This is a genomic window from Pseudorhodoplanes sp., from assembly GCF_046289595.1.
GTDB lineage: Bacteria > Pseudomonadota > Alphaproteobacteria > Rhizobiales > Xanthobacteraceae > Pseudorhodoplanes.
In genome coordinates this window covers 1-18,838 of record NZ_JBKBVB010000090.1, presented here as the reverse complement: position 1 = coordinate 18,838, position 18,838 = coordinate 1, and the positions used below count along the sequence as shown (strand labels likewise).

At 63.0% G+C, this 18,838-nt stretch carries 17 protein-coding genes and 1 pseudogene; 10 read left to right on the top strand and 8 right to left on the bottom strand.

The annotated features are described in order from the left end of the window. Positions 1-557 (top strand): L,D-transpeptidase (locus ACK41X_RS16905; protein WP_409725724.1); only part of this gene is annotated, 557 nt, incomplete at its 5' end. Positions 558-618: 61 nt separating this feature from the next. Here the strand turns inward: ACK41X_RS16905 and ACK41X_RS16900 are convergent. Further along, a complete protein-coding gene (locus tag ACK41X_RS16900) occupies positions 619-1,536 on the bottom strand; it encodes a metallophosphoesterase (RefSeq protein ID WP_409725722.1) in 918 nt (305 codons plus the stop codon). An 84-nt stretch (positions 1,537-1,620) separates the two neighbouring features. Next, positions 1,621-2,478, bottom strand: a complete 858-nt coding sequence (locus tag ACK41X_RS16895) for an extensin family protein (RefSeq protein ID WP_409725720.1) — start codon at positions 2,476-2,478, stop codon at positions 1,621-1,623. A gap of 112 nt (positions 2,479-2,590) precedes the next feature. Here ACK41X_RS16895 and solA point away from each other — a divergent pair, with 112 nt between their 5' ends. The 5 genes from solA (at position 2,591) to ACK41X_RS16870 (ending at position 8,838) form a co-directional block, all read left to right on the top strand. Further along, a complete protein-coding gene (solA, locus tag ACK41X_RS16890; protein WP_409725718.1) occupies positions 2,591-3,733 on the top strand; it encodes an N-methyl-L-tryptophan oxidase in 1,143 nt (380 codons plus the stop codon). Positions 3,734-3,841: 108 nt separating this feature from the next. Continuing rightward, on the top strand, positions 3,842-5,479 hold the full coding sequence (locus ACK41X_RS16885; protein WP_409725716.1) for a fatty-acid--CoA ligase: 1,638 nt from the start codon (positions 3,842-3,844) through the stop codon (positions 5,477-5,479). Positions 5,480-5,482: 3 nt separating this feature from the next. Beyond that, positions 5,483-6,748 (top strand): DUF898 family protein, encoded by a 1,266-nt coding sequence (locus ACK41X_RS16880; protein WP_409725714.1) that lies wholly within the window; start codon positions 5,483-5,485, stop codon positions 6,746-6,748. After that, complete coding sequence (locus tag ACK41X_RS16875) at positions 6,748-7,863, top strand: M48 family metallopeptidase (RefSeq protein ID WP_409725712.1); 1,116 nt, start codon at positions 6,748-6,750, stop codon at positions 7,861-7,863. Before ACK41X_RS16880 ends, ACK41X_RS16875 begins: the two co-directional genes overlap by 1 nt. Before the next feature lie 84 nt (positions 7,864-7,947). Next, positions 7,948-8,838: a DUF1499 domain-containing protein gene (locus ACK41X_RS16870; RefSeq protein ID WP_409725710.1), complete on the top strand. Its 891-nt coding sequence runs from the start codon at positions 7,948-7,950 to the stop codon at positions 8,836-8,838. Here ACK41X_RS16870 and ACK41X_RS16865 read toward each other — a convergent pair. After that, entirely contained in the window at positions 8,823-9,737 is a 915-nt protein-coding gene (locus ACK41X_RS16865; protein ID WP_409725708.1) for an MBL fold metallo-hydrolase, read from the bottom strand. The two genes, ACK41X_RS16870 and ACK41X_RS16865, sit on opposite strands and share 16 nt — an antisense overlap. 158 nt (positions 9,738-9,895) lie before the next feature. On the opposite strand from ACK41X_RS16865, the gene ACK41X_RS16860 reads away from it, so the two are divergent. Further along, positions 9,896-11,062 (top strand): DUF2336 domain-containing protein, encoded by a 1,167-nt coding sequence (locus ACK41X_RS16860; RefSeq protein ID WP_409725706.1) that lies wholly within the window; start codon positions 9,896-9,898, stop codon positions 11,060-11,062. 67 nt (positions 11,063-11,129) lie between these two features. On the opposite strand, the gene ACK41X_RS16855 is transcribed toward ACK41X_RS16860, so the two are convergent. Together ACK41X_RS16855 and ACK41X_RS16850 are read right to left on the bottom strand one after the other, a co-directional pair. Then, positions 11,130-11,606, bottom strand: a complete 477-nt coding sequence (locus ACK41X_RS16855; RefSeq protein ID WP_409725704.1) for a VOC family protein — start codon at positions 11,604-11,606, stop codon at positions 11,130-11,132. Then, positions 11,603-12,700, bottom strand: a complete 1,098-nt coding sequence (locus ACK41X_RS16850; RefSeq protein WP_409725702.1) for a Cj0069 family protein — start codon at positions 12,698-12,700, stop codon at positions 11,603-11,605. The genes ACK41X_RS16855 and ACK41X_RS16850 overlap by 4 nt, the downstream gene beginning before the upstream one ends. A gap of 414 nt (positions 12,701-13,114) precedes the next feature. Here ACK41X_RS16850 and ACK41X_RS16845 point away from each other — a divergent pair, with 414 nt between their 5' ends. Continuing rightward, positions 13,115-13,873, top strand: coding sequence for a sulfite exporter TauE/SafE family protein (locus ACK41X_RS16845; protein ID WP_409725700.1), 759 nt, complete (start codon positions 13,115-13,117; stop codon positions 13,871-13,873). Positions 13,874-13,930: 57 nt separating this feature from the next. Here ACK41X_RS16845 and ACK41X_RS16840 read toward each other — a convergent pair. Further along, positions 13,931-15,025: pseudogene (locus ACK41X_RS16840) on the bottom strand (FAD-binding oxidoreductase); the annotation flags it as partial. An 80-nt stretch (positions 15,026-15,105) separates the two neighbouring features. Between ACK41X_RS16840 and ACK41X_RS16835 the strand changes: the two are divergent. Continuing rightward, positions 15,106-15,405: a hypothetical protein gene (locus ACK41X_RS16835; RefSeq protein ID WP_409725698.1), complete on the top strand. Its 300-nt coding sequence runs from the start codon at positions 15,106-15,108 to the stop codon at positions 15,403-15,405. 188 nt (positions 15,406-15,593) lie between these two features. Here ACK41X_RS16835 and ACK41X_RS16830 read toward each other — a convergent pair whose 3' ends face one another. After that, positions 15,594-16,487 carry a LysR family transcriptional regulator gene (locus ACK41X_RS16830; protein WP_409725696.1) on the bottom strand — a complete coding sequence of 298 codons (894 nt, stop codon included), beginning with the start codon at positions 16,485-16,487 and terminating at the stop codon, positions 15,594-15,596. A gap of 157 nt (positions 16,488-16,644) precedes the next feature. Here ACK41X_RS16830 and ACK41X_RS16825 point away from each other — a divergent pair, with 157 nt between their 5' ends. Next, positions 16,645-17,616: an alpha/beta hydrolase family protein gene (locus ACK41X_RS16825; RefSeq protein ID WP_409725694.1), complete on the top strand. Its 972-nt coding sequence runs from the start codon at positions 16,645-16,647 to the stop codon at positions 17,614-17,616. Positions 17,617-17,811: 195 nt separating this feature from the next. Here ACK41X_RS16825 and ACK41X_RS16820 read toward each other — a convergent pair. Continuing rightward, positions 17,812-18,838, bottom strand: a 1,027-nt coding sequence (locus ACK41X_RS16820; RefSeq protein ID WP_409725692.1) for an FAD-binding oxidoreductase, incomplete at its 5' end; no start/stop codon positions are given.

Below are 18,838 nucleotides of genomic sequence, written 5' to 3'. Positions count from 1 at the left end.
AGGCGCCATATGAGAAGGTCCAGATTCCGGAGCCTTACAGGCGGCACATCGTCAATTATCATCGCAAGGAATCGCCTGGATCGATCGTGGTCGATGCCGATTCGCGCTTCCTTTATTACGTTCTCCCCGAGGGCAAGGCGATCCGTTACGGCATCACCGTGGGCGAGGAAGCTCTGGCCTTCTCCGGGGTTGCCAAAGTTCAGCGCAAGGCCGAGTGGCCGACCTGGGTTCCGACGCAGGCGATCAAGGAGCGTCTTGGTCCCGGCATCCCCAACCAGGTGGGTCCAGGGCCGCACAATCCGCTCGGCGCACGTGCGCTCTACCTCTACGCCAATGGCAAGGACACGCTGTATCGCATCCATGGCACCAACCAGCCGGAATATATTGGCTCCGCGGTATCGTCCGGATGCATCCGCATGACCAACGAGGACGTGATCGACCTCTATAACCGGACCAAGGAAGGTACCGTTGTCGTGGTCCTGGCGCCCAAGCAAGGCGATTCGCCGAACAATCCGCAGGTCGCCCATCGCGGGCTTGACCGGGTGCTGCCGTTCTGACGGGCTTGGGTTTCTGCAATGATGCCAACGGCGCCTTCGGGCGCCGTTTTGCTGTCTGCCATCAGCCGAGCGTGACGTGCACGATTTCCGGCGGCACGCCGATCCGCATCGGCACGATGCTGGTGCCAAGGCCGCCCGACACGATGAGATCGCGGCCGTCCTCTACGATATGACCATACGCGAAGCGGGCGCCGTATTGCGACGGCACAAAGGCGGGCCAGACGAGCGGCACCCGCACCTGGCCGCCATGGGTATGCCCGGCGAGCGTCAGCGACACACGGTCGGGAACGTCGGTGAAAATGTCCGGCTCGTGCACCATCAGGACCACCGGATCGTCGGTGACGACCTTGGCCATGGTCGCGGGAAGATCGTCAGCGCCGCGGAAATGTCCCTTGCCGAGGGGGATGGCGAGCTGGTCGCCGAGCCCGGCCAGCCAGAACCGCGCGCCCGGTTCGCCGAGCAGCGCGGCGTCGTTCTCCATGAGCGGAATGCCGGCGGCGGCAAGAGCGCGGCGGATCTGTGTCTGTTCGAACCACCAGTCATGATTGCCGAGAATGGCATGGGTGCCGAGCGGCGCTTTCAGGCGGCCGAGTTCCGCGGCCCAGACCGGCGCGGGGACTGGCTCGGTGACGAACCGGTGGGTCGCAACGAAGTCGCCGAGCAGCAGCACAATGTCGGAGCGGAGCGCATTCGCGGTCTCCACGATGTCGCGGATACGCTGCAGACCCATATTCGGGCCGCCGGCATGCAGATCGGCCAATACGGTGATGGTCAGCCGCTGGCCGGACGGCCAGCCGCGCGGCGTCAGCGCGTAGCGCGTCACCTCCAGCAGGGCGGTGGCCTCGATGCCCGCATAGCCCGCGACGGCAGGCCCGGACAGGGCGGCAACGCCAAGCCCGCCGAGCAGCAGGGTGCGGCGGGAAATCAGCCTGCGCGGATTTTCGGCCGGCAAAGGCTCGGAAGGGCGCAACGATGTCATGTCAAGGCATCTACCGGACGTTCGGTGAAAGGGCGGTTTAGCGGACCGCATAAAGCGCGCAGCGATCGCGCTGCGGGGGTCTGCTCAAGGGGCCTCCCGCGGCCTCGGCCGCGGCAAGGGAATGTCGTCGGCGGGGTCGAGCACGTTCCATTGGCACAGGCGGTAGCCGCCCCTCCGTTCGGCAAGGTCCATGTGAATATGGGTCTCGTGATGGCCGTCGGAACCGGGACCTAAAATCGTGGTAAATCGCGCGCAGACGCTCTGACGCACGGCCTCGCGGAACGTGCGGCTCAGCGACCTGTCGGTGAAATCGGCAAACCGGCCGTTGCTCAGATGGACCCCGCGCACATCGATCGCATTGGCGAGGCCGTGCTGACTGATTCTGGCGCCGGCGACGCGGTTGCGCCCCCGGCAATCATAGGATGCATAATTGTCGAGCGCGCGCGGCGTTCCGCCGAGCTGCGCCACTGCGGGAGTGAGGTCGTCCCGAACCCATTGGGCGAGCGATTCGGCCATCGTACAGCGCAAGGTCGCCGGCGGGCTCACAGCCACTTGCGACTGGTCCGGCTGAATGACCGCCTCAAGCCGCACCACGTCGACTGCGCCGCAATCGCCGGGTCCGCTGATCGAGGGCGATGACGCGATCACCGCGAGCTTGCCGGCGATGCGGATCTGGCAGGCGGATGGCGCCTCGGCGCCGGTGTCTGCCGTACCCCGCTCCGCCTGCGGATCGGATTCCGCGGCAAAGGCTTCCATCGGAACCGGCGCGATGCGCGGCGCCGCGGTGCCGGGCTGCGGCATGGAGGGCGCGGGCATGGATTGCGCGGGCGCGGATTTCGCTTTCGGCCGCGTCTCCTTGGATGGAACAGGTTGTGCCCGTACCTGCGCACCGGCGAGCACAAAGACCGTGATCACTGCGGCAATCGGAAAGAGGCGTCCCACGGCCGTGCATCTCCGGGGCGAATACGGCATTTGTGCGGGAACGGGTTTGCGAAGGCAATTTCTCTTTGGCGCGACTGTGTTAGCGTTCGCACAATGGGGTCCGGAAATCCAAGTGACACATGATGTGATCGTGGTTGGGCTCGGTGCGATGGGCAGCGCCGCGCTCTATCATCTGTCGCGCCGCAAGGTGCGCGCCATTGGACTTGAACGCTTCGAGCCGGGTCACGAGCGCGGCTCCTCGCATGGCCGCACCCGCATTATCCGGCATGGCTATTTCGAGCATCCCTCCTATGTGCCGCTGGTGCGCCGCGCCGCCGCGATGTGGCGGGAGCTCGAAGCCGCATCAGGCCGCACGCTGATGACCGTCACCGGCATTGCCGAAATCGGCCGGCCGGACTCGGCACTCGTCACAGGCACGCTCGCCGCGGCGCGCGAGCATAACCTGCCGCACGATGTCGTCACCGCGCATGACCTGATGCGGCGCTATCCGGCATTCCGCCTTCCGAGCGACTATGTCGCGGTCATCCAGCCCGATGCGGGCTTCGTCGAGGCCGAGGCCGGGATTCGCACGCATCTGCACCTGTCGGCTGCGGCGGGCGCCGATATCCGCACTGGCGAACGCGTGGTCGCGGTCGAGCAGCGCGGCGATCGGGTGCGCGTGCTGACCGAACGCACGCAATACGAGGCGGGCCGCGCGATCGTCACCGCCGGTCCCTGGACCGCTTCGCTTCTGCCGGAACTTGGTGCGCCGCTGCAGGTGACGCGACAGGTGCTGCTCTGGGTGCGCCCGGCGCAGCCGGAATTATTCCGCACCGGCTGGTTCCCGGTTTTCATGATCGAGAGCGAGCACGGGATTCATTACGGCTTTCCGCTGCATGACGACGGATTGCTGAAAATCGCAAAGCATCATCACGCGCGCGAGGTGGTCGATCCGGAAACCTATGACCGCTCCGTATCCGAAGCCGACGAAGCGATGATTACCGGTCCGCTGTTCCGGATGCTGCCGGCGGCGGCAGGGCCCGTGGCTTCGGCGAAGACCTGCCTCTACACCATGGCGCCCGATGACGATTTCATCATCGGTCGCTTGCCGGGATGCGAGCGTATCCTCATCGCCTCGCCATGCTCCGGCCATGGCTTCAAATTCGCGCCGGCGATCGGCCAGGCGCTCGCGGACTTGTCGCTCACCGGCCGAAGCGATGCCGATCTGTCGAGGTTCGCCCTGTCACGTTTTGTCAAAGCGGCGGCGGCGCATTGACCGGCTCCGCGCCGCCGATTCCGACTTAAGCGAGGCACTTTCCCGCGCCGCGGCGCGCCGCTAACCTTGTCACGCCAAGGAACACAAAGAATCCCAGGGAGGGATAGGATGCAGGGCCTGATGCAGGATTGGCCGCTTCTGTGCCATCGCATTCTGGACCATGCCGCAACCTTCCATGCCGGACGGCCCATCGTGTCGCGCATGGTCGAAGGACCGATGCATCGCACGACCTACGGCGAGGCCCGCGATCGTGCGCTGAAAGTCGCGCAGCGGCTCGACCGCGACGGCATCCGGCTCGGCGACCGGATCGCAACGCTCGCCTGGAACACATTCCGCCATTTCGAGGCGTGGTACGGCATCATGGGCATTGGCGCGATCTACCACACGGTCAACCCGCGGCTATTCCCTGAACAGATTGCCTGGATCGTCAACCACGCCGAAGACCGTGTGATGATGACGGATCTCACCTTTGTTCCGCTGCTTGAGACGCTGGCTGACCGGCTGCCTTCGATCGAGCGTTATATCGTCCTCACGGATGCGGCGCATATGCCGGCGACATCGCTTAAGAACGCCATACCGTATGAGGACTGGATCGCAGAGGCGGACGGCGATTTCGCCTGGAGGAGCTTCGACGAAAACACGGCTGCCGGCATGTGCTATACGTCCGGCACCACCGGACATCCCAAGGGCGTCCTTTATTCGCACCGCTCCAATGTGCTGCATTCGATGATGGCCAGCATGGGCGACGCCATGGGCGTGTCATCGCGCGATGTCATGATGCCCGTGGTACCGATGTTTCACGCCAATTGCTGGGGCATCGCGCTGACCGCCCCGATGAACGGCGCGACGCTGGTCATGCCCGGCATGAAGATGGATGGTGCATCGATCTTTCAGATGCTGGACGAAAACCGGGTCACCTGCACGGCGGCGGTGCCGACCATCTGGCTGATGCTGTTGCAGCATCTCGAAGCAACCGGCGCGACGCTGCCGTATCTTAGACGCGTGGTGATCGGCGGCTCGGCCTGTCCGCGCGCCATGACAGAAAAGTTCGAGAAGAAATACGAGGTCGAGGTCATCCATGCCTGGGGCATGACCGAAATGTCGCCGCTCGGTTCGCTCTGCACAATCAAGCCCGATTATGCCGGACTGACCGGGGAGGCACTCCTCGACCTCAAGGTCAAACAAGGTCATCCCCCGTTTGGCGTGGAGATGCGCATCACCGACGATCTCGGCCGGGACCAGCCATGGGACGGCAAGACCTTCGGCCGTCTCAAGGTGCGCGGACCTGCGGTTACGCGCGCCTATTTCAAGGACGATACGGACATTCTTGACGAGCGTGGCTTCTTCGACACCGGAGACGTCGCCACCATCGATCCGCAGGGCTATATGCAGATCACCGATCGGTCCAAGGATGTCATCAAGTCCGGCGGCGAATGGATCTCCTCAATCGATCTTGAAAACCTCGCGATCGGCCATCCCAAGGTCGCAGAGGCCGCGGTGATCGGCGTGCGCCATCCCAAATGGGACGAACGACCGCTGCTGATCGTGGTTCTGAAGAAAGATGCCACGGCGGAAAAGGACGAAATGCTCGCTTTCATGCGCGGCAAGGTTGCCGACTGGTGGCTGCCGGACGATGTGGTCTTCGTCGAGGAAATTCCGCATACCGCCACGGGCAAGATTCAAAAAACGGCGTTGCGCGAGCGCTTCAGGGACTACATCCTGCCGGGATCGGTGGCTGCGGAGTAAGGTATGGCTGTGGCGGAAGCGGGCACGGTTGCCGGGGCGGCAAGCGGCGGCGCGCGTCCGGTTCGCTTTATCGGCCCCGAGAAGGACTATTGGCGGATCGTGGTGCGCGGCGCCATCCTTCTGATGGTGACGCTCGGTCTCTACCGCTTCTGGCTTGCCACCGATATTCGCCGGTTTCTCTGGGCAAATACCGAAATCGAAGGCGAATCGCTGGAATATTCCGGCACCGCGCTCGAGCTCCTTCAGGGCTTTCTGTTCGCGATCGCCCTGATCCTGCCGATCTACACGGTGTTCACCATCACGGTGCTCGATCTCGGGGCCTTCGGCAATTTTCTCTCCTTTTCCGCGGTGCTGCTCCTCGTTTTCATGAGCCAGTACGGCATCTATCTCGCGCGCCGCTACCGGCTGACCCGCACGGTATTCCGGGGCCTGCGCTTTCACCAGACCGGCAACGCGGTGCATTATTCGTTCTGCGCCGTCTGGTGGTGGGGATGGACCGTCCTGACGCTTGGCTTTGCCTATCCGTTCACCCGCGCCGCGCTCGAACGCTTCAAGATGCGCAACACCTATTATGGCGACCTGCAAGGACGCTTCGAGGGCTCGGGATGGCATCTCTTCGTCCGGGGCTTCCTGATGTGGCTTCTGGCGCTCATCCCGATCCTGATCATGGCCGGATCAATCCTGTCCCTCGACTGGAGCGCAATCGGCGGAGCGCTGCGGGGCGGCGGCGATGTCGCGGCCCGCATTGAGCGCGCGAGCCCGGGCACCCTGACGACATTCGGCCTTGTCATCGTATCGTTCGTGACTGCGCTCGTCTTCGCCGGCCTGTTTCTGCCGGCCTTCCACGCCATCGTCATGCGGTGGTGGATCAACGGCATCCGCTTCGGAGAGATCGCGGTAAAGTCCCATTTGCGCACCCGCGATGTCTATTTCGCCTATCTGCGATTCATCGGCTACTTTCTCGCCTTCGTCACCGTGCTGCTGATCGGCATTTTCTTTGGTCTTGTCTTCGTCGGCGCTTTCGCGCCGGACGATTCGATTTTGTCGGAGTTCCTTACGGTGGCGATGATGGTCGGCGCCTATGTGGTGTTTATGCTGGGCACGATCACGCTGTTCAATGCCATTGTCACTCTGTCTGTCTGGCGGCTGACAGCCGCTTCGATCGAATTGTCGGATACCGCGCCAATTGCGCGCGTGAAGGCGGCAGGCGACGCCAGTTCCCCGCTCGGCGAGGGCATTGCCGACGTGCTCAATATCGGCGGAATCTGATGTCCGGTCGTGTCGGCAACGCGGTTTATTTCGATGGCGAAACCGCCGCGCGTCATGAGGTCCGCCTCGAACTCACCGACCGCGCTGTGCTGATCTTCGAGCGCACAGGCGCGCTGATCGATCAATGGCCCTATCCGCGTCTCAAACACCTGTCGGCGCCGGCGCATATCTTCCGCGTGGGCTTACGCAAATCGGACAACCTTGCCCGCCTCGATATCGCCGATCACGACCTCGCCCACGAAATCGATCTCGCCTGCCCCGATATCGACCGGACCGGAACCAGCGCCCGCAGGGCCAAGCGGCGTGTCGTCGGCCTCAGCTTTGTTGCCGCGTTGTCGTTGTTCGCTGTCGCAGTCTACGGGGTGCCGGCGATCGCGGACCGGCTGGCGCCGCTGGTGCCGCAGGGCATCGAGCGCAGGCTCGGCAATGCGGCCGACACCCAGGTCCGCGCCATGCTCGATAAAGGCCCGAGCGACCGTCCCTTCGTCTGCGGCGCAGCGCCGGCTGAACAGGCCGGCCGAGCGGCATTCGAGAAGCTGATCAAACGGCTGCAGACCGCGGCTTCGCTGCGGATCCCGCTCCAGGCCGCCGTGATCCGCCGCGAGGAGGCCAATGCCATCGCCCTTCCCGGGGGCTATATCTACGTTTTCAAGGGCCTGATCGACCAGGCGGAAAGCGTGGACGAAGTCGCGGGTGTGATCGCCCATGAGCTTGGCCATGTCGCCAATCGCGACGGCACACGTGCCGTGCTCCAGGGCGCCGGCCTGTCGCTGATCTTCGGCATGTTCCTTGGCGATTTCGTCGGCGGCGGCGCCGTGGTTCTGGCGAGCCAGTCGTTGCTGAAATCGGCCTATTCCCGAGGCGCGGAACGCCGCGCCGACGGCTATGCGGTCCGCACCATGGAGGCCGCAGGCGGCGACCCGCGGGCGCTCGGACGATTTCTGGGCCGAATCGCGGGAAAAGCCCGGAGCGGCTCGCTGTTTCTCGACCATCCGGCCACCCCGGACCGCATCGCGCATATCGACGCCATCGCCCCGCCGCAAAGTGGTGGCGCAACATTGCTGGATCGCGCGGAGTGGCAGGCGCTGAAGCGCATCTGTGCAGGCCATCGCTAGGACACGCGGCGGGACGGCGGGGATTTGCGCCTTTCGCATGGGCCCGCGCTCGACTAAGACTTTCGCCACTTTAGGGCACTGACGATGGCACGCCGCCGGCTCCCCGACGAACCGTATTCCAAGCTCGCGATCTGGTCGCGGCGGCTGGCGCTGTTTTCGGTCGCCGCCGTCGTCATTGCGATCGTTGCGGTACGCGCAGGCCTGGTCGAGGTGCTGCCGGGCATCGCCACCCTGGGCGGCGCACTGTCCTTTGCCGTGCTGGCAATCCTGCTGGCGCTCATGTCCTTTGTGACGATCTGGCGGCAGGGACTACGGGGTCTCGGCTATTCCGTCATCGCCATCGTGGTCGGCGCGCTGCTTCTCGCCTACCCTGCTTATCTCGGTTACCAGGCCTATAACCTGCCGCCGATCTACGACATCACGACGGACGTGCTCGACCCGCCGGGCTATGACGCGGTGCGACGCCTGCGCTCACGCAACACCAACCCGGCGCAATATGCCGGCCTCTATGCCGCCGAGCAGCAGCGCGAGGCCTATCCGCAGATCACGCCGCTCGAATTGTCGGTGCCCGGAAAGACCGCCTACGATCACGCGCTGGCGCTGGTGAACAAACGGCGCTGGTTGATCCTCGACGCACGCGAGCCATTGCCCAAGCGCCGTGACGGCCGGATCGAGGCGGTTGCCCGCACGCCAATCATGGGCTTTCGCGACGACATCGTGATCCGCATCCGCGGCACCGAGGAGGATGCACGCGTCGACATGCGCTCGTCCTCCCGCTACGGCTTCCACGATCTCGGCAGCAACGCGTCCCGTATCCGCGCCTTCCTCGATGCGCTCGAGCGGGAGATTGAAGCGACGCTCGAGCGCGAAGAGCGCCGCCGCCCGCTGGAAAAGAAGGCTCCGCCGCCCAAATCCAAGAGCCAGCCAAAGAGCGCCCCCAAGAGCCCGCAAGGATCGCCTCAGGCCAAGCGGTAGATTCCCGCAATCGACGGCGTGCCCTCGGTAGCGACCTTGCCGCGCGCGACGAGATCCTCCAGATGGGCGAGCACCGACAAGCCGGCCGCCCCGATCAGACGCGGATCGATGCCGATATAGATGGCGCGTACCAGAGTCGGAATGTCAGCAGCACCCTTGGCAAGCCGGTGCAGGATGGACTCCTCCCGTCCCAGCCGGTGACGGATATAGCTTTGCACGAAGCGCGGCGCTTCGCGGATCATGTTGCCATGGCCCGGGAAATAGACCGTCTCGTCCCGCTCTGCGACCTTGTACAGCGAGGCCATGTAGTCGCTCATCGCACCGTCCGGTGGTGCGACGATCGATGTCGACCAGCCCATGACATGGTCGCCGGAAAACAGCGCATTGGTCTCTTTCAGCGCATAGGCCATGTGATTGGCGCAATGGCCGGGCGTTGCAACCGCTTCCAGCGTCCAGCCCTCGCCCGCTACAATGTCGCGGTCGCCGAGCCGGATATCGGGCCTGAAATCGGTGTCGGCGGCAGCATCCAGCGGGTTGATTTCGCCGATATGGAGCGGCCGCGAAGCGCGATGCGGCCCCTCGCCATAGGTCGCGGCGCCGGTCGCGGCCTTCAGCGCAGCGGCCGCGGGCGAATGATCGCGGTGGGTATGGGTGAGCAGGATATGGCTCACGGTTTCCCCGCTCAGCGCCTCAAGGAGCGCCTGCACATGCTGGGGCTCCTCAGGACCAGGGTCGATCACCGCAACCTTGCCGCGCCCGACGATATAGGTGACGGTGCCTTTGAAGGTAAACGGTCCGCCATTGCCGGCACAGAGCGCACGCACCTTGGGTGCAATCTCCTTAACGATACCGGGCACCAGATCGAAACTTTTGTCGAACGGGATGTCGTGGTCGGCCATTGGCTTTTCTTCGGACCTTCGGAACACAGGCAACGCTGCGGCAAGCAGATTTGCGCAGCATTTTAATCACACACAACATATTCGACGCAAAAACCGTTCAAGCATTGCCGCTATGCTCCGGTCAATCGGCCGGCGTGCTGCGCGAATGGAATGTCGAAATGTCGGAAACCGCATCCCTGATCCAGGAGCTCGAACAGGCAATGGCGGCGGGCTCTCCCGCCATGCGCCTCACTACCCTCACCCGCATCACGGACCTGTTTCTCGCCGGTTCGGAACGTCATAGCGACGAGCAGCTCGCGCTGTTCGACGATATCCTGATCGTTCTGATCGAGACCATCGAGGTCAACGCCAAGGTGCAGTTGTCCCGCAGGCTGGCCTGCCGCCCCGATGCGCCGCCAAAGACCGTGCGCACCCTCGCCTTTGACAATTCGATCGCGGTGGCGGCGCCCATGCTGATGCGCTCGGAGCGGCTGACCGACGCCGATCTGATCGAGAATGCCCGCACCAAGAGCCAGGAACATCTGCAGGCCATCACCCAGCGCAGCGTGCTGAGCGAGCCGGTGACCGACGCGCTGATCGACCGCGGCAACAGCCGCGTGATCCAGCTGGTCGCGCAGAATGCCGGTGCACGCTTTTCCGATAACGGCTTCGGCAGGCTTGTGAGCAAGGCCGCCCATGACGAGGGCCTCGCCCGCTATGTCGGCTCGCGCCGCGACATCCCGCGGCATCACTTCATCAAGCTTCTGGAAACCGCGTCCGCCGAGGTGCGCGCCCGGCTGGTCGCGGCCAATCCGAGTCTTGCCGAGGTGATCGATGCGACCGTCGCCGGCGTCGCCTCCTCAATCAACGAGGATGTGCGCAACACCTCGCGCGACCATGCCCGCGCTGTGGCGCGCATCAAACGGCTGCACCGCACCGGACAATTCAGCGAAGCCGACCTGCATGCCTATGCCAGCGCCAACGATTTCGAGCGCGCCACGGTGGCGCTCGCCGCGCTCGGCGATTTCCCGATCGACATGACCGAGCGCGCCTTGCTCGACAAGACCACCGACCTCATTCTGATCCTTTTGAAGGCGGCGCAATGCTGCCGTGCTACGGCCCGTGCGGTGCTGACGATGCGCGCCGCCGACCGCAGGCTCTCGCCGATGGACCTTGCCGATTCGCTCGAACACTACGACCGCCTGCAGTTTGCCACCGCCCGCAACGCGCTGGAATTCTACCGCTTGCGGCGGCAATCCGCCGAGACCTCGCATGTTCCCACCGAACTCGCGCTTGAATGGTACGCGGAAGCGCTCCCGCAGCGCCCGGGACAGGCCGGCCGGTAGCCGCAGAAATTCTGCTCACACGGCCCGTCGCGATCGGTGAAGCGAATTTCTGAACCACGACCCCAGACTAGCCGCGCCGGGCTCCCTCGATCGCGGCGACGTCGATTTTCGTCATGGTCATCATGGCTTCGAAGGCGCGCCTGGCTTCGTCGCCCCCAGCCGTGAGTGCATCGGTCAGGACGCGCGGCGTGATCTGCCAAGACAGGCCCCATTTGTCCTTGCACCAGCCGCAGGCGCTTTCCTGTCCGCCATTGCCGACGATGGCGTTCCAGTAGCGGTCGGTTTCGGCCTGATCGTCGGTCGCGATCTGGAACGAGAACGCTTCCGAGTGCTTGAACGCCGGCCCGCCATTGAGTCCGAGACAGGGAATGCCTAGCAATGTGAATTCCACCGTCAGCACGTCGCCTTTCTTGCCGCCGGGAAAATCGGACGGCGCCCTGAACACGGCGCCGACTTTGCTGTCCGGAAACGTCGCCGCATAGAAGCGTGCCGCGTCCTCGGCGTCCTTGTCGAACCACAGGCAGATGGTGTTTTTTGGGGTCATGGGGGGGTGTCTCTCGTTGGAAAGGGGTTTTGGATTCTAGGATCAACGGCTGGTGGGTGGCCCTGTTTCCGCAGCCTATCCGCGACGCGGAGGGCAATCTCTCGCGGCGCTTCGTCCGGGACTGGGAACACGGAGCTGACGTTGATCTCACCCAGCACGTAGCTATCGGAACCGTCGGGACGGGAAGAGCCTAACATGAAATCGGCGTCCCAGATCATTGGCAGATCGCGCGCCGAGATGCCCAGCAAGGACGTTAGCTGCGGCGTCCACTTGTCTTCCATCAGTCGACGCAGATGCTGGAAGCGCGGCTCGGATTTGGGGCTGTAGCGGCGCTGTGAGGCCTCGGCCCGCGCGGCCGGTGAGTCGATGAGCGCCTTGACTTTCTGATAGCCGAAACCCGCGCAGCGATTGCCTACCATGTAGCAACGCACCACTCCATCGCTCAGCCGCGCCTGAAACGCCTGATCGATTACGCAACCGTCCGCAAAATATTCGATACAGCTTTCGACAAACGCTTCCAGCGCAAGCTCGTTTGATGTCTCCCGGGTCGCATCTAAGACACGCACCATCGGCCGGTTGCGGGTACTTGTCAGCAACTCAACCTTCCAGACGCCTTGGCCGCCATTGCCTCGGTTACGCTTGATCACGCGTGGGCCGGCGACAAGTCGCAAAGGCAATTCGACGCGCATCGCTTCCGCGGTTCGATAGATCGCCGTGTCGCATCCCCAACTCATCGTGCGGGTATGATAGAGCACCTCCTTGGTACCCATCTTGGTGATCACATCGGGATGCGCGCTTACCCAGACTCCGCGCTTCGCCAGGTCGCGCAACAGCGCGTCGAGTGTGGCGCGATTGCGTCCCTCGTGAATCGGATTGACCCACACGAGCACGCCATCAAGCTTAGCGAGCTGTCTGGCCACCGCATCCAGGACATCATCTTCGTAGACGACCGGTATTGCAGCAACGCCGACGTCTGCAAGCGCAGCGAAGATGGCACGGAACCGGCTCGATTCCGGCGTGGCAACGCGGCGCGCCGCTTCGTCGCCGCGCCACAGAATTGCGACGCGACCGAGGGAAGTGTCGGTATCAGGCATGAAATGGCTCCTCAATCCACAAACGTGCTTCTGTCCGCGTGTCAACGCGGACAAGAGCAGGGCTTGGACGAGGAATCGTCTTGAAGAGGCCGGGAGCCTGCGACGCCCCGGCTCTCATCAAATAGACCCGTTAAACTGCACGATCAAGTTCTGGCGCTCGTCGCGCTTACGCTCTGCATGGTTTGCAAAATCACACAAACCGGTCTAAGGTTTTTCCGGCAGGGCTTTCGACGGTCGCCCCCTTCTCGCAGGCTTTGGCCCAAGTACCGTCTCCTTCGGAAGGGGGAGACCATGACTGCCGGGCCCTGACTTTTTTCAATAGACCTGACACGACTGAACAGGGGAAATCGCGGCCTCCCCTATAGATGGATTCCGCCATCCAAGTGCTGCTCGCCTCAATCATGGGAGCGAGCCATGGATGGCTTTGTCCTTTTTCTATTTCTTTTCGCTGCATTTTTGGGTGGCTTTGCTTCGGGTCTTGCCGGGTTTGCCATGGGCTTTGTTGTATCCGGCATCTGGCTACACCTGATCACGCCAATCCAGGCCACGGCGCTCATTGTGGGTTACGGGCTTTGGACACAAGGCTATGGCGTCTGGAAACTTCGAAACTCTCTGTCGGTGCGCAACGTCGCGCCGTTCATCATCGGCGGCGCTATCGGGGTTCCAATTGGAACGCTGCTTCTGACCTACGCGGAACCGGCGTATGTGCGTCTCGGCGTAGGTTTGCTGCTGATCGCTTACGGCATCTACGGATTGTCGAAGCCAGCTTTCAAGCCGGTCAAGGCCGGCGTGGAAGCCGATAGCGCGGTCGGGTTGACGAATGGCGTGCTGTGCGGGCTGACCGGCCTGCCCGGATTTATCATCACTGTCTGGTGCCAGATGCGCGGCTGGAACAAGGATGAGCAACGCGCTGTATTTCAGCCTGTGATGCTGGCGGCGATCATTATGACCGCAATATCGCTCACCGCGAGCGGCTCGATTACAGTGGAAATCGTCAAACTGTATCTGCTGGGACTACCCGCGCTGTTGGCCGGGCTGTGGGTAGGATTTCAGCTTTACGGAAAACTCGACGATGCAGCCTTCCGCAAGTTGGTATTGCTGCTTCTGTTGATTGCGGGGCTCGCGCTGACGGCCGCTGCAGGGTGGCCGATATTGCGCACCGCATCGGGATGATTGGTATTGAGGCGACGCGGCGATGGTCGGCTTTTCGCGCAAGCGGCCACCCGGCGCCTATAACACCTTCCCCGGATTGAGAATCCCGTTCGGGTCGAGCGTTTGTTTCAAGCTCCGCATCACTTCGAGCGCCACCGGGTCCTTCACCCGCGGCAGCCAGTCGCGCTTGGCGATGCCGATGCCGTGTTCGGCCGAGATCGAGCCGCCGTATTTTGCGACCACGCCGAACACCGCGCGCTGGATGTCGTCCTCGCGCGCCATGAAGGCGGCCTTGTCCATGCCGGGCGGCTGCGTGACGTTGTAATGGATGTTGCCGTCGCCGACATGGCCGAACGGCATCGGCCGCGCGCCGGGCACGATCGCGGTTGCCGCGGCGCTCGCTTCCGCGATGAAGTGAGGGATCGCCGCGACCGGCACCGACACATCGTGCTTGATCGAGGCGCCCTCGCGCTTCTGCACCTCGCCCGCTTCCTCGCGGATGCGCCATATCGCCTTGGCCTGCTCAAGCGACTGCGCAATCGCGCCGTCCTCGATCAGCGAGCGTTCGACGCCGGCTTCGAAGATTGCTTCGACGAGATCGCGCAAGCCCGTATCCGCCTGCGACGACAATTCCATCAGCACATAATAGGGATGAGGGGCATCGAGCGGATCGCGCGTTCCCTCGATGAAGCGCAATGCAAGCTCGACATTCATCCGCGTCATCAGCTCGAAGCTTGTGACCTGTGTGCCCGCGCGCTCATAGGCAAGCCCGAGCAGATCGACCGCGGCCTGCACCGACGGCACGCCGAACACGGCCAGTTCGACCGAACGCGGGCGCGGCACAAGGCGCAGCACCGCCGCGGTGATGATGCCGAGCGTGCCTTCGGCACCGATGAACAGATTCTTCAGATCGTAGCCGGTATTGTCCTTCTTCAGCTTGTTGAGGTTGTTGAGGATGCGGCCGTCCGCGAGCACGACTTCAAGGCCGAGCGCATGCGCGCGCGCGACGCCATGGGCGATCGCCGCTGTCCCGCCGGCATTGGTCGAGAGGTTGCCGCCGATGGTGCAGGTGCCTTCGGACGGGAGGAGCTGCGGATAGAGCCGGTCGACCTGCGCGGCGGCTTCGCGCGCGCGTTGCAAGGTGACGCCGGCTTCTGCGGTGAGCGTGTTGGTGACCGGACCTGGTCAACACGCCACTGGCGAAGGTGACCGGCCGCGCGCATGTCAAGATTTCAAATCTGTCGGCTACTCCTGTGACCTTCTCGTCCGCCGATATATCCCGCAAGACCCGTAAAACCGTCGGCACCCGGGATTTCGCCGCGTCGCTGCTGTCCAGGCTGGTCGCACAGACCGATATCGATGTGAAGGTTCTCGGGATCAATCTCGGGACGCCCGATGCCCTTCAGGGCGCCGTCGCGGCGGTGCTGAAGAACGGCGTTTCGCCGATCGACCGCTTGCTGTCGGGCGTTCTCGACACTTTGGGCATCGGTCTCGGACAGGCCGATGTCTGGGTGCTCGGCCAGCGTTGCGACGGCGCCGTGCTGGTGAACTGATCGCGGGCGCGCGCTCTTCCGATTTTTTCTTGGTAAGCGATCCGCAATTCCGAATGTTCGGCGAGGCGCGAGCACCTTGTGGCCGCGGGCGGCATAAGCGTGCCGACCCGTAGGCATATTACGCCAATCGTGAATGTCGCCTTCTGACCCTTTGCGGACAATCCAACACTATCGAGAACCAAAACATCCTATCCCCGGTATCGCAAGGCGTCGACGAGTAGCTTGAATGCTGGCGTTGGGTGTCGGCGGCTCGGATAGTAGAGGTGATAGGCGGGCAGGGGCGGCGTAACGTTACCGAGGACACGCTTGAGCCTGCCTCGGGCAATGTGCCTCTCGACTTGATCGAGAGGCAAATACGCAAGGCCGATACCGTCTAGCGCGGCATCCAAGATCAGATCGATTGTGTTGAAGATCAGCGAGCCTTCCACCTTGAACCGCGTCTCGCGCCCCTTTTCGACAAGGCGCCAAGCATAAACCGTGTCGGACGTCGGTATGCGCAGATTGATGCAACGGTGTTCGACCAGGTCTTTGGGGATCGCAGGAGTTCCGTATCGGCGGAAGTATCTGGGCGCGCCTACAATCGCCATCGGAATATTGGGACCAAGGCGTGCAGCGATCATATCCTTTGCCACTTGCTCGCCTAGGCGAACGCCCGCGTCGAAGCGCTCGGCGACAACATCGGAAAGGCCGTAGTCGACGAATATCTCCACTGTAATATCCGGGTACGTCTTCACGAGTTCGGCAATCTTGGGATAAAGGATCGTCTTCGCCGCATGTTCGACAGTCGTGATCCGAATCAACCCAGCCGGCTTGTCCCGAAAAGCCTTTAAGTCCTCAAGCTGTTGATCAAGATGCCGCAGCATCGGTGCCATTGTCCCCACAAGGCGCTCTCCCGCTTCAGTTGCTGACACGCTCCGTGTCGTCCGCGAAAGAAGCCGAACATTAAGGCGTTCTTCGAGCCGACGCACAATCTGGCTGAGCGCAGACTGAGAGAGCCCGAGTTTTGCGGCCGCCCGAGTGAAGCTTTTCTCCTCGGCAATGACGACAAAGGCCGACATATCCGCGACGTCTTCCCGGCGCATTTATCACCATAGTCATAAGTTCATTCACATTGTGGCGTCTAATCAATTATCTGGCAAGCTGTCATATTTCGTTCAGTCTTGATGACGTTTGGAAACGAATTTCGAAAATCAGGGCATCGGCGCATCGCCTGCCCCTATAGAATCCGGGAGACGAAACATGAGCAGAATGTCGCAAGAGAGAATGGCGAAAGCCCTGAAGCAACTCGAGACGATTTCCGAGGCCGATCACGCCAAGGTCAAAGGACTGGCCGAGATTGTCCGGCCGCTACGCAGCGTGATCCACAAGACGCCCGACGACTACGGCATGACCAACTGGACCGACCTCGTCATCCCGTCGAGCGATGGCACTCCGCTGGAAGCCTGGTACATTCCCGCCAAGGGCGGCGAGAGCAACAAGCTGGTCATCTTCAACCACGCGCTGCCAATGTGCCGCGCCGGCTTCCCGGGTCATTTGGGGGCGCCGTGGAGCAGCTATGACGCCGTCGAGATTGACTTCGTTGTCCAGTACAAGCATCTGACCGACGCTGGCTACAACGTACTGACCTACGATTTTCGCAACCACGGCAACAGCGCGGCCGCGAACGGCGGCCTCAGCGGCATCGGCCAGTGGGAATGGCGGGATTGCGTCGGCGTCAAGAGATACGTCGACAAGGACCCGAAGCTCTCGAAGATGCATGTCGCCCTCTACAGCCAATGCATGGGCGGCAACGCCCAGTACCACGCGATCCATCGCCATCCCGAACTGTTCAAGAATGTCAGGTGCATGGTCAGCCCGATGGTGGTCTCCATGGCGGCGATTTATGACGCCTTCTCGGAACTTCAGGGCGTTCGGCAGTACCAGGAGCTGATCGATCTCGAACTCCTGAAAATGGGCGCGTTCGTCGCCGCCGAGATGACGCCACATCTCTGGGCAGCCAGCGTTAAGATGCCGGTGCTCATGGTTCAGGTGCTGGAGGACGCCTGGACTCGCAATCCGGAAGATGCGCAAACAACTTTCGATTTGCTTGGTAGTAATGAGAAGGAGTTGTTCTGGATCAAGGACACCCCACATCGCTTCAAGGACGGCTACAACCACTTCGGCCGTCATCCGGAGAAGGTCCTTTCGTTCCTGGGCAAGCACATGAACTGACCGGAAAGACGACGGCAAGGCCGAGGGCGCATGCCCTCGCCTTTTGCCGGTCCGAAGCGACCGAAATGAAAGGACGGATTCTCAATCTTGCCGGCATCCCGCGGCCGTCGCCATGCTCATCGGTGCGGGCTTCATCGGCTACCTAAGCGGACACTTTGTCCGATGTCGCCTTGTGGCACGAAGCGGACCTCTCTCCTACAACACCTTCCCCGGATTGAGGATCCCATTCGGGTCGAGCGTCTGCTTCAAGCTCCGCATCACCTCTAACGCCACCGGGTCCTTCACCCGCGGCAGCCAGTCGCGCTTGGCGATGCCGATGCCGTGTTCGGCCGAGATCGAGCCGCCGTATTTCGCGACCACGCCGAATACCGCGCGCTGGATGTCGTCCTCGCGCGCCATGAAGGCGGCCTTGTCCATGCCGCGCGGCTGCGTCACGTTGTAATGGATGTTGCCGTCGCCGACATGTCCGAACGGCATCGGCCGCGCACCGGGCACGATCGCGGTTGCTGCGGCGCTCGCTTCCGCAATGAAGGCCGGGATCGCTGCGACCGGCACCGACACATCATGCTTGATCGAGGCGCCCTCACGCTTCTGGACCTCGCCCGCTTCCTCGCGGATGCGCCACATCGCCTTGGCCTGCTCAAGCGACTCGGCGATGACGCCATCGTCGATCAGCCCGCGCTCGACACCGGCCTCGAAGATCGCCTCAACGAGATCGCGCAAGCCGGTTTCGGCCTGCGACGACAATTCCATCAGCACATAATAAGGGTGTGGCGCGTCGAGCGGATCGCGCGTTCCGTCGATGAAGCGCAGCGCCAGCTCGACATTCATCCGCGTCATCAGCTCGAAGCTTGTGACCTGTGTGCCCGCGCGCTCATAGGCAAGCCCGAGCAGATCGACCGCGGCCTGCACCGACGGCACGCCGAACACGGCCAGTTCGACCGAACGCGGGCGCGGTACAAGGCGCAGCACCGCCGCGGTGATGATGCCGAGCGTGCCTTCGGCGCCGATGAACAGATTCTTCAGATCGTAGCCGGTATTGTCCTTCTTCAGCTTGTTGAGATTGTTGAGGATGCGGCCGTCCGCGAGCACGACTTCAAGGCCGAGCGCATGCGCGCGCGCGACGCCATGGGCGATCGCCGCTGTCCCGCCGGCATTGGTGGAGAGGTTTCCGCCGATGGTGCAGGTGCCCTCCGACGGAAGGAGCTGCGGGTAGAGCCGG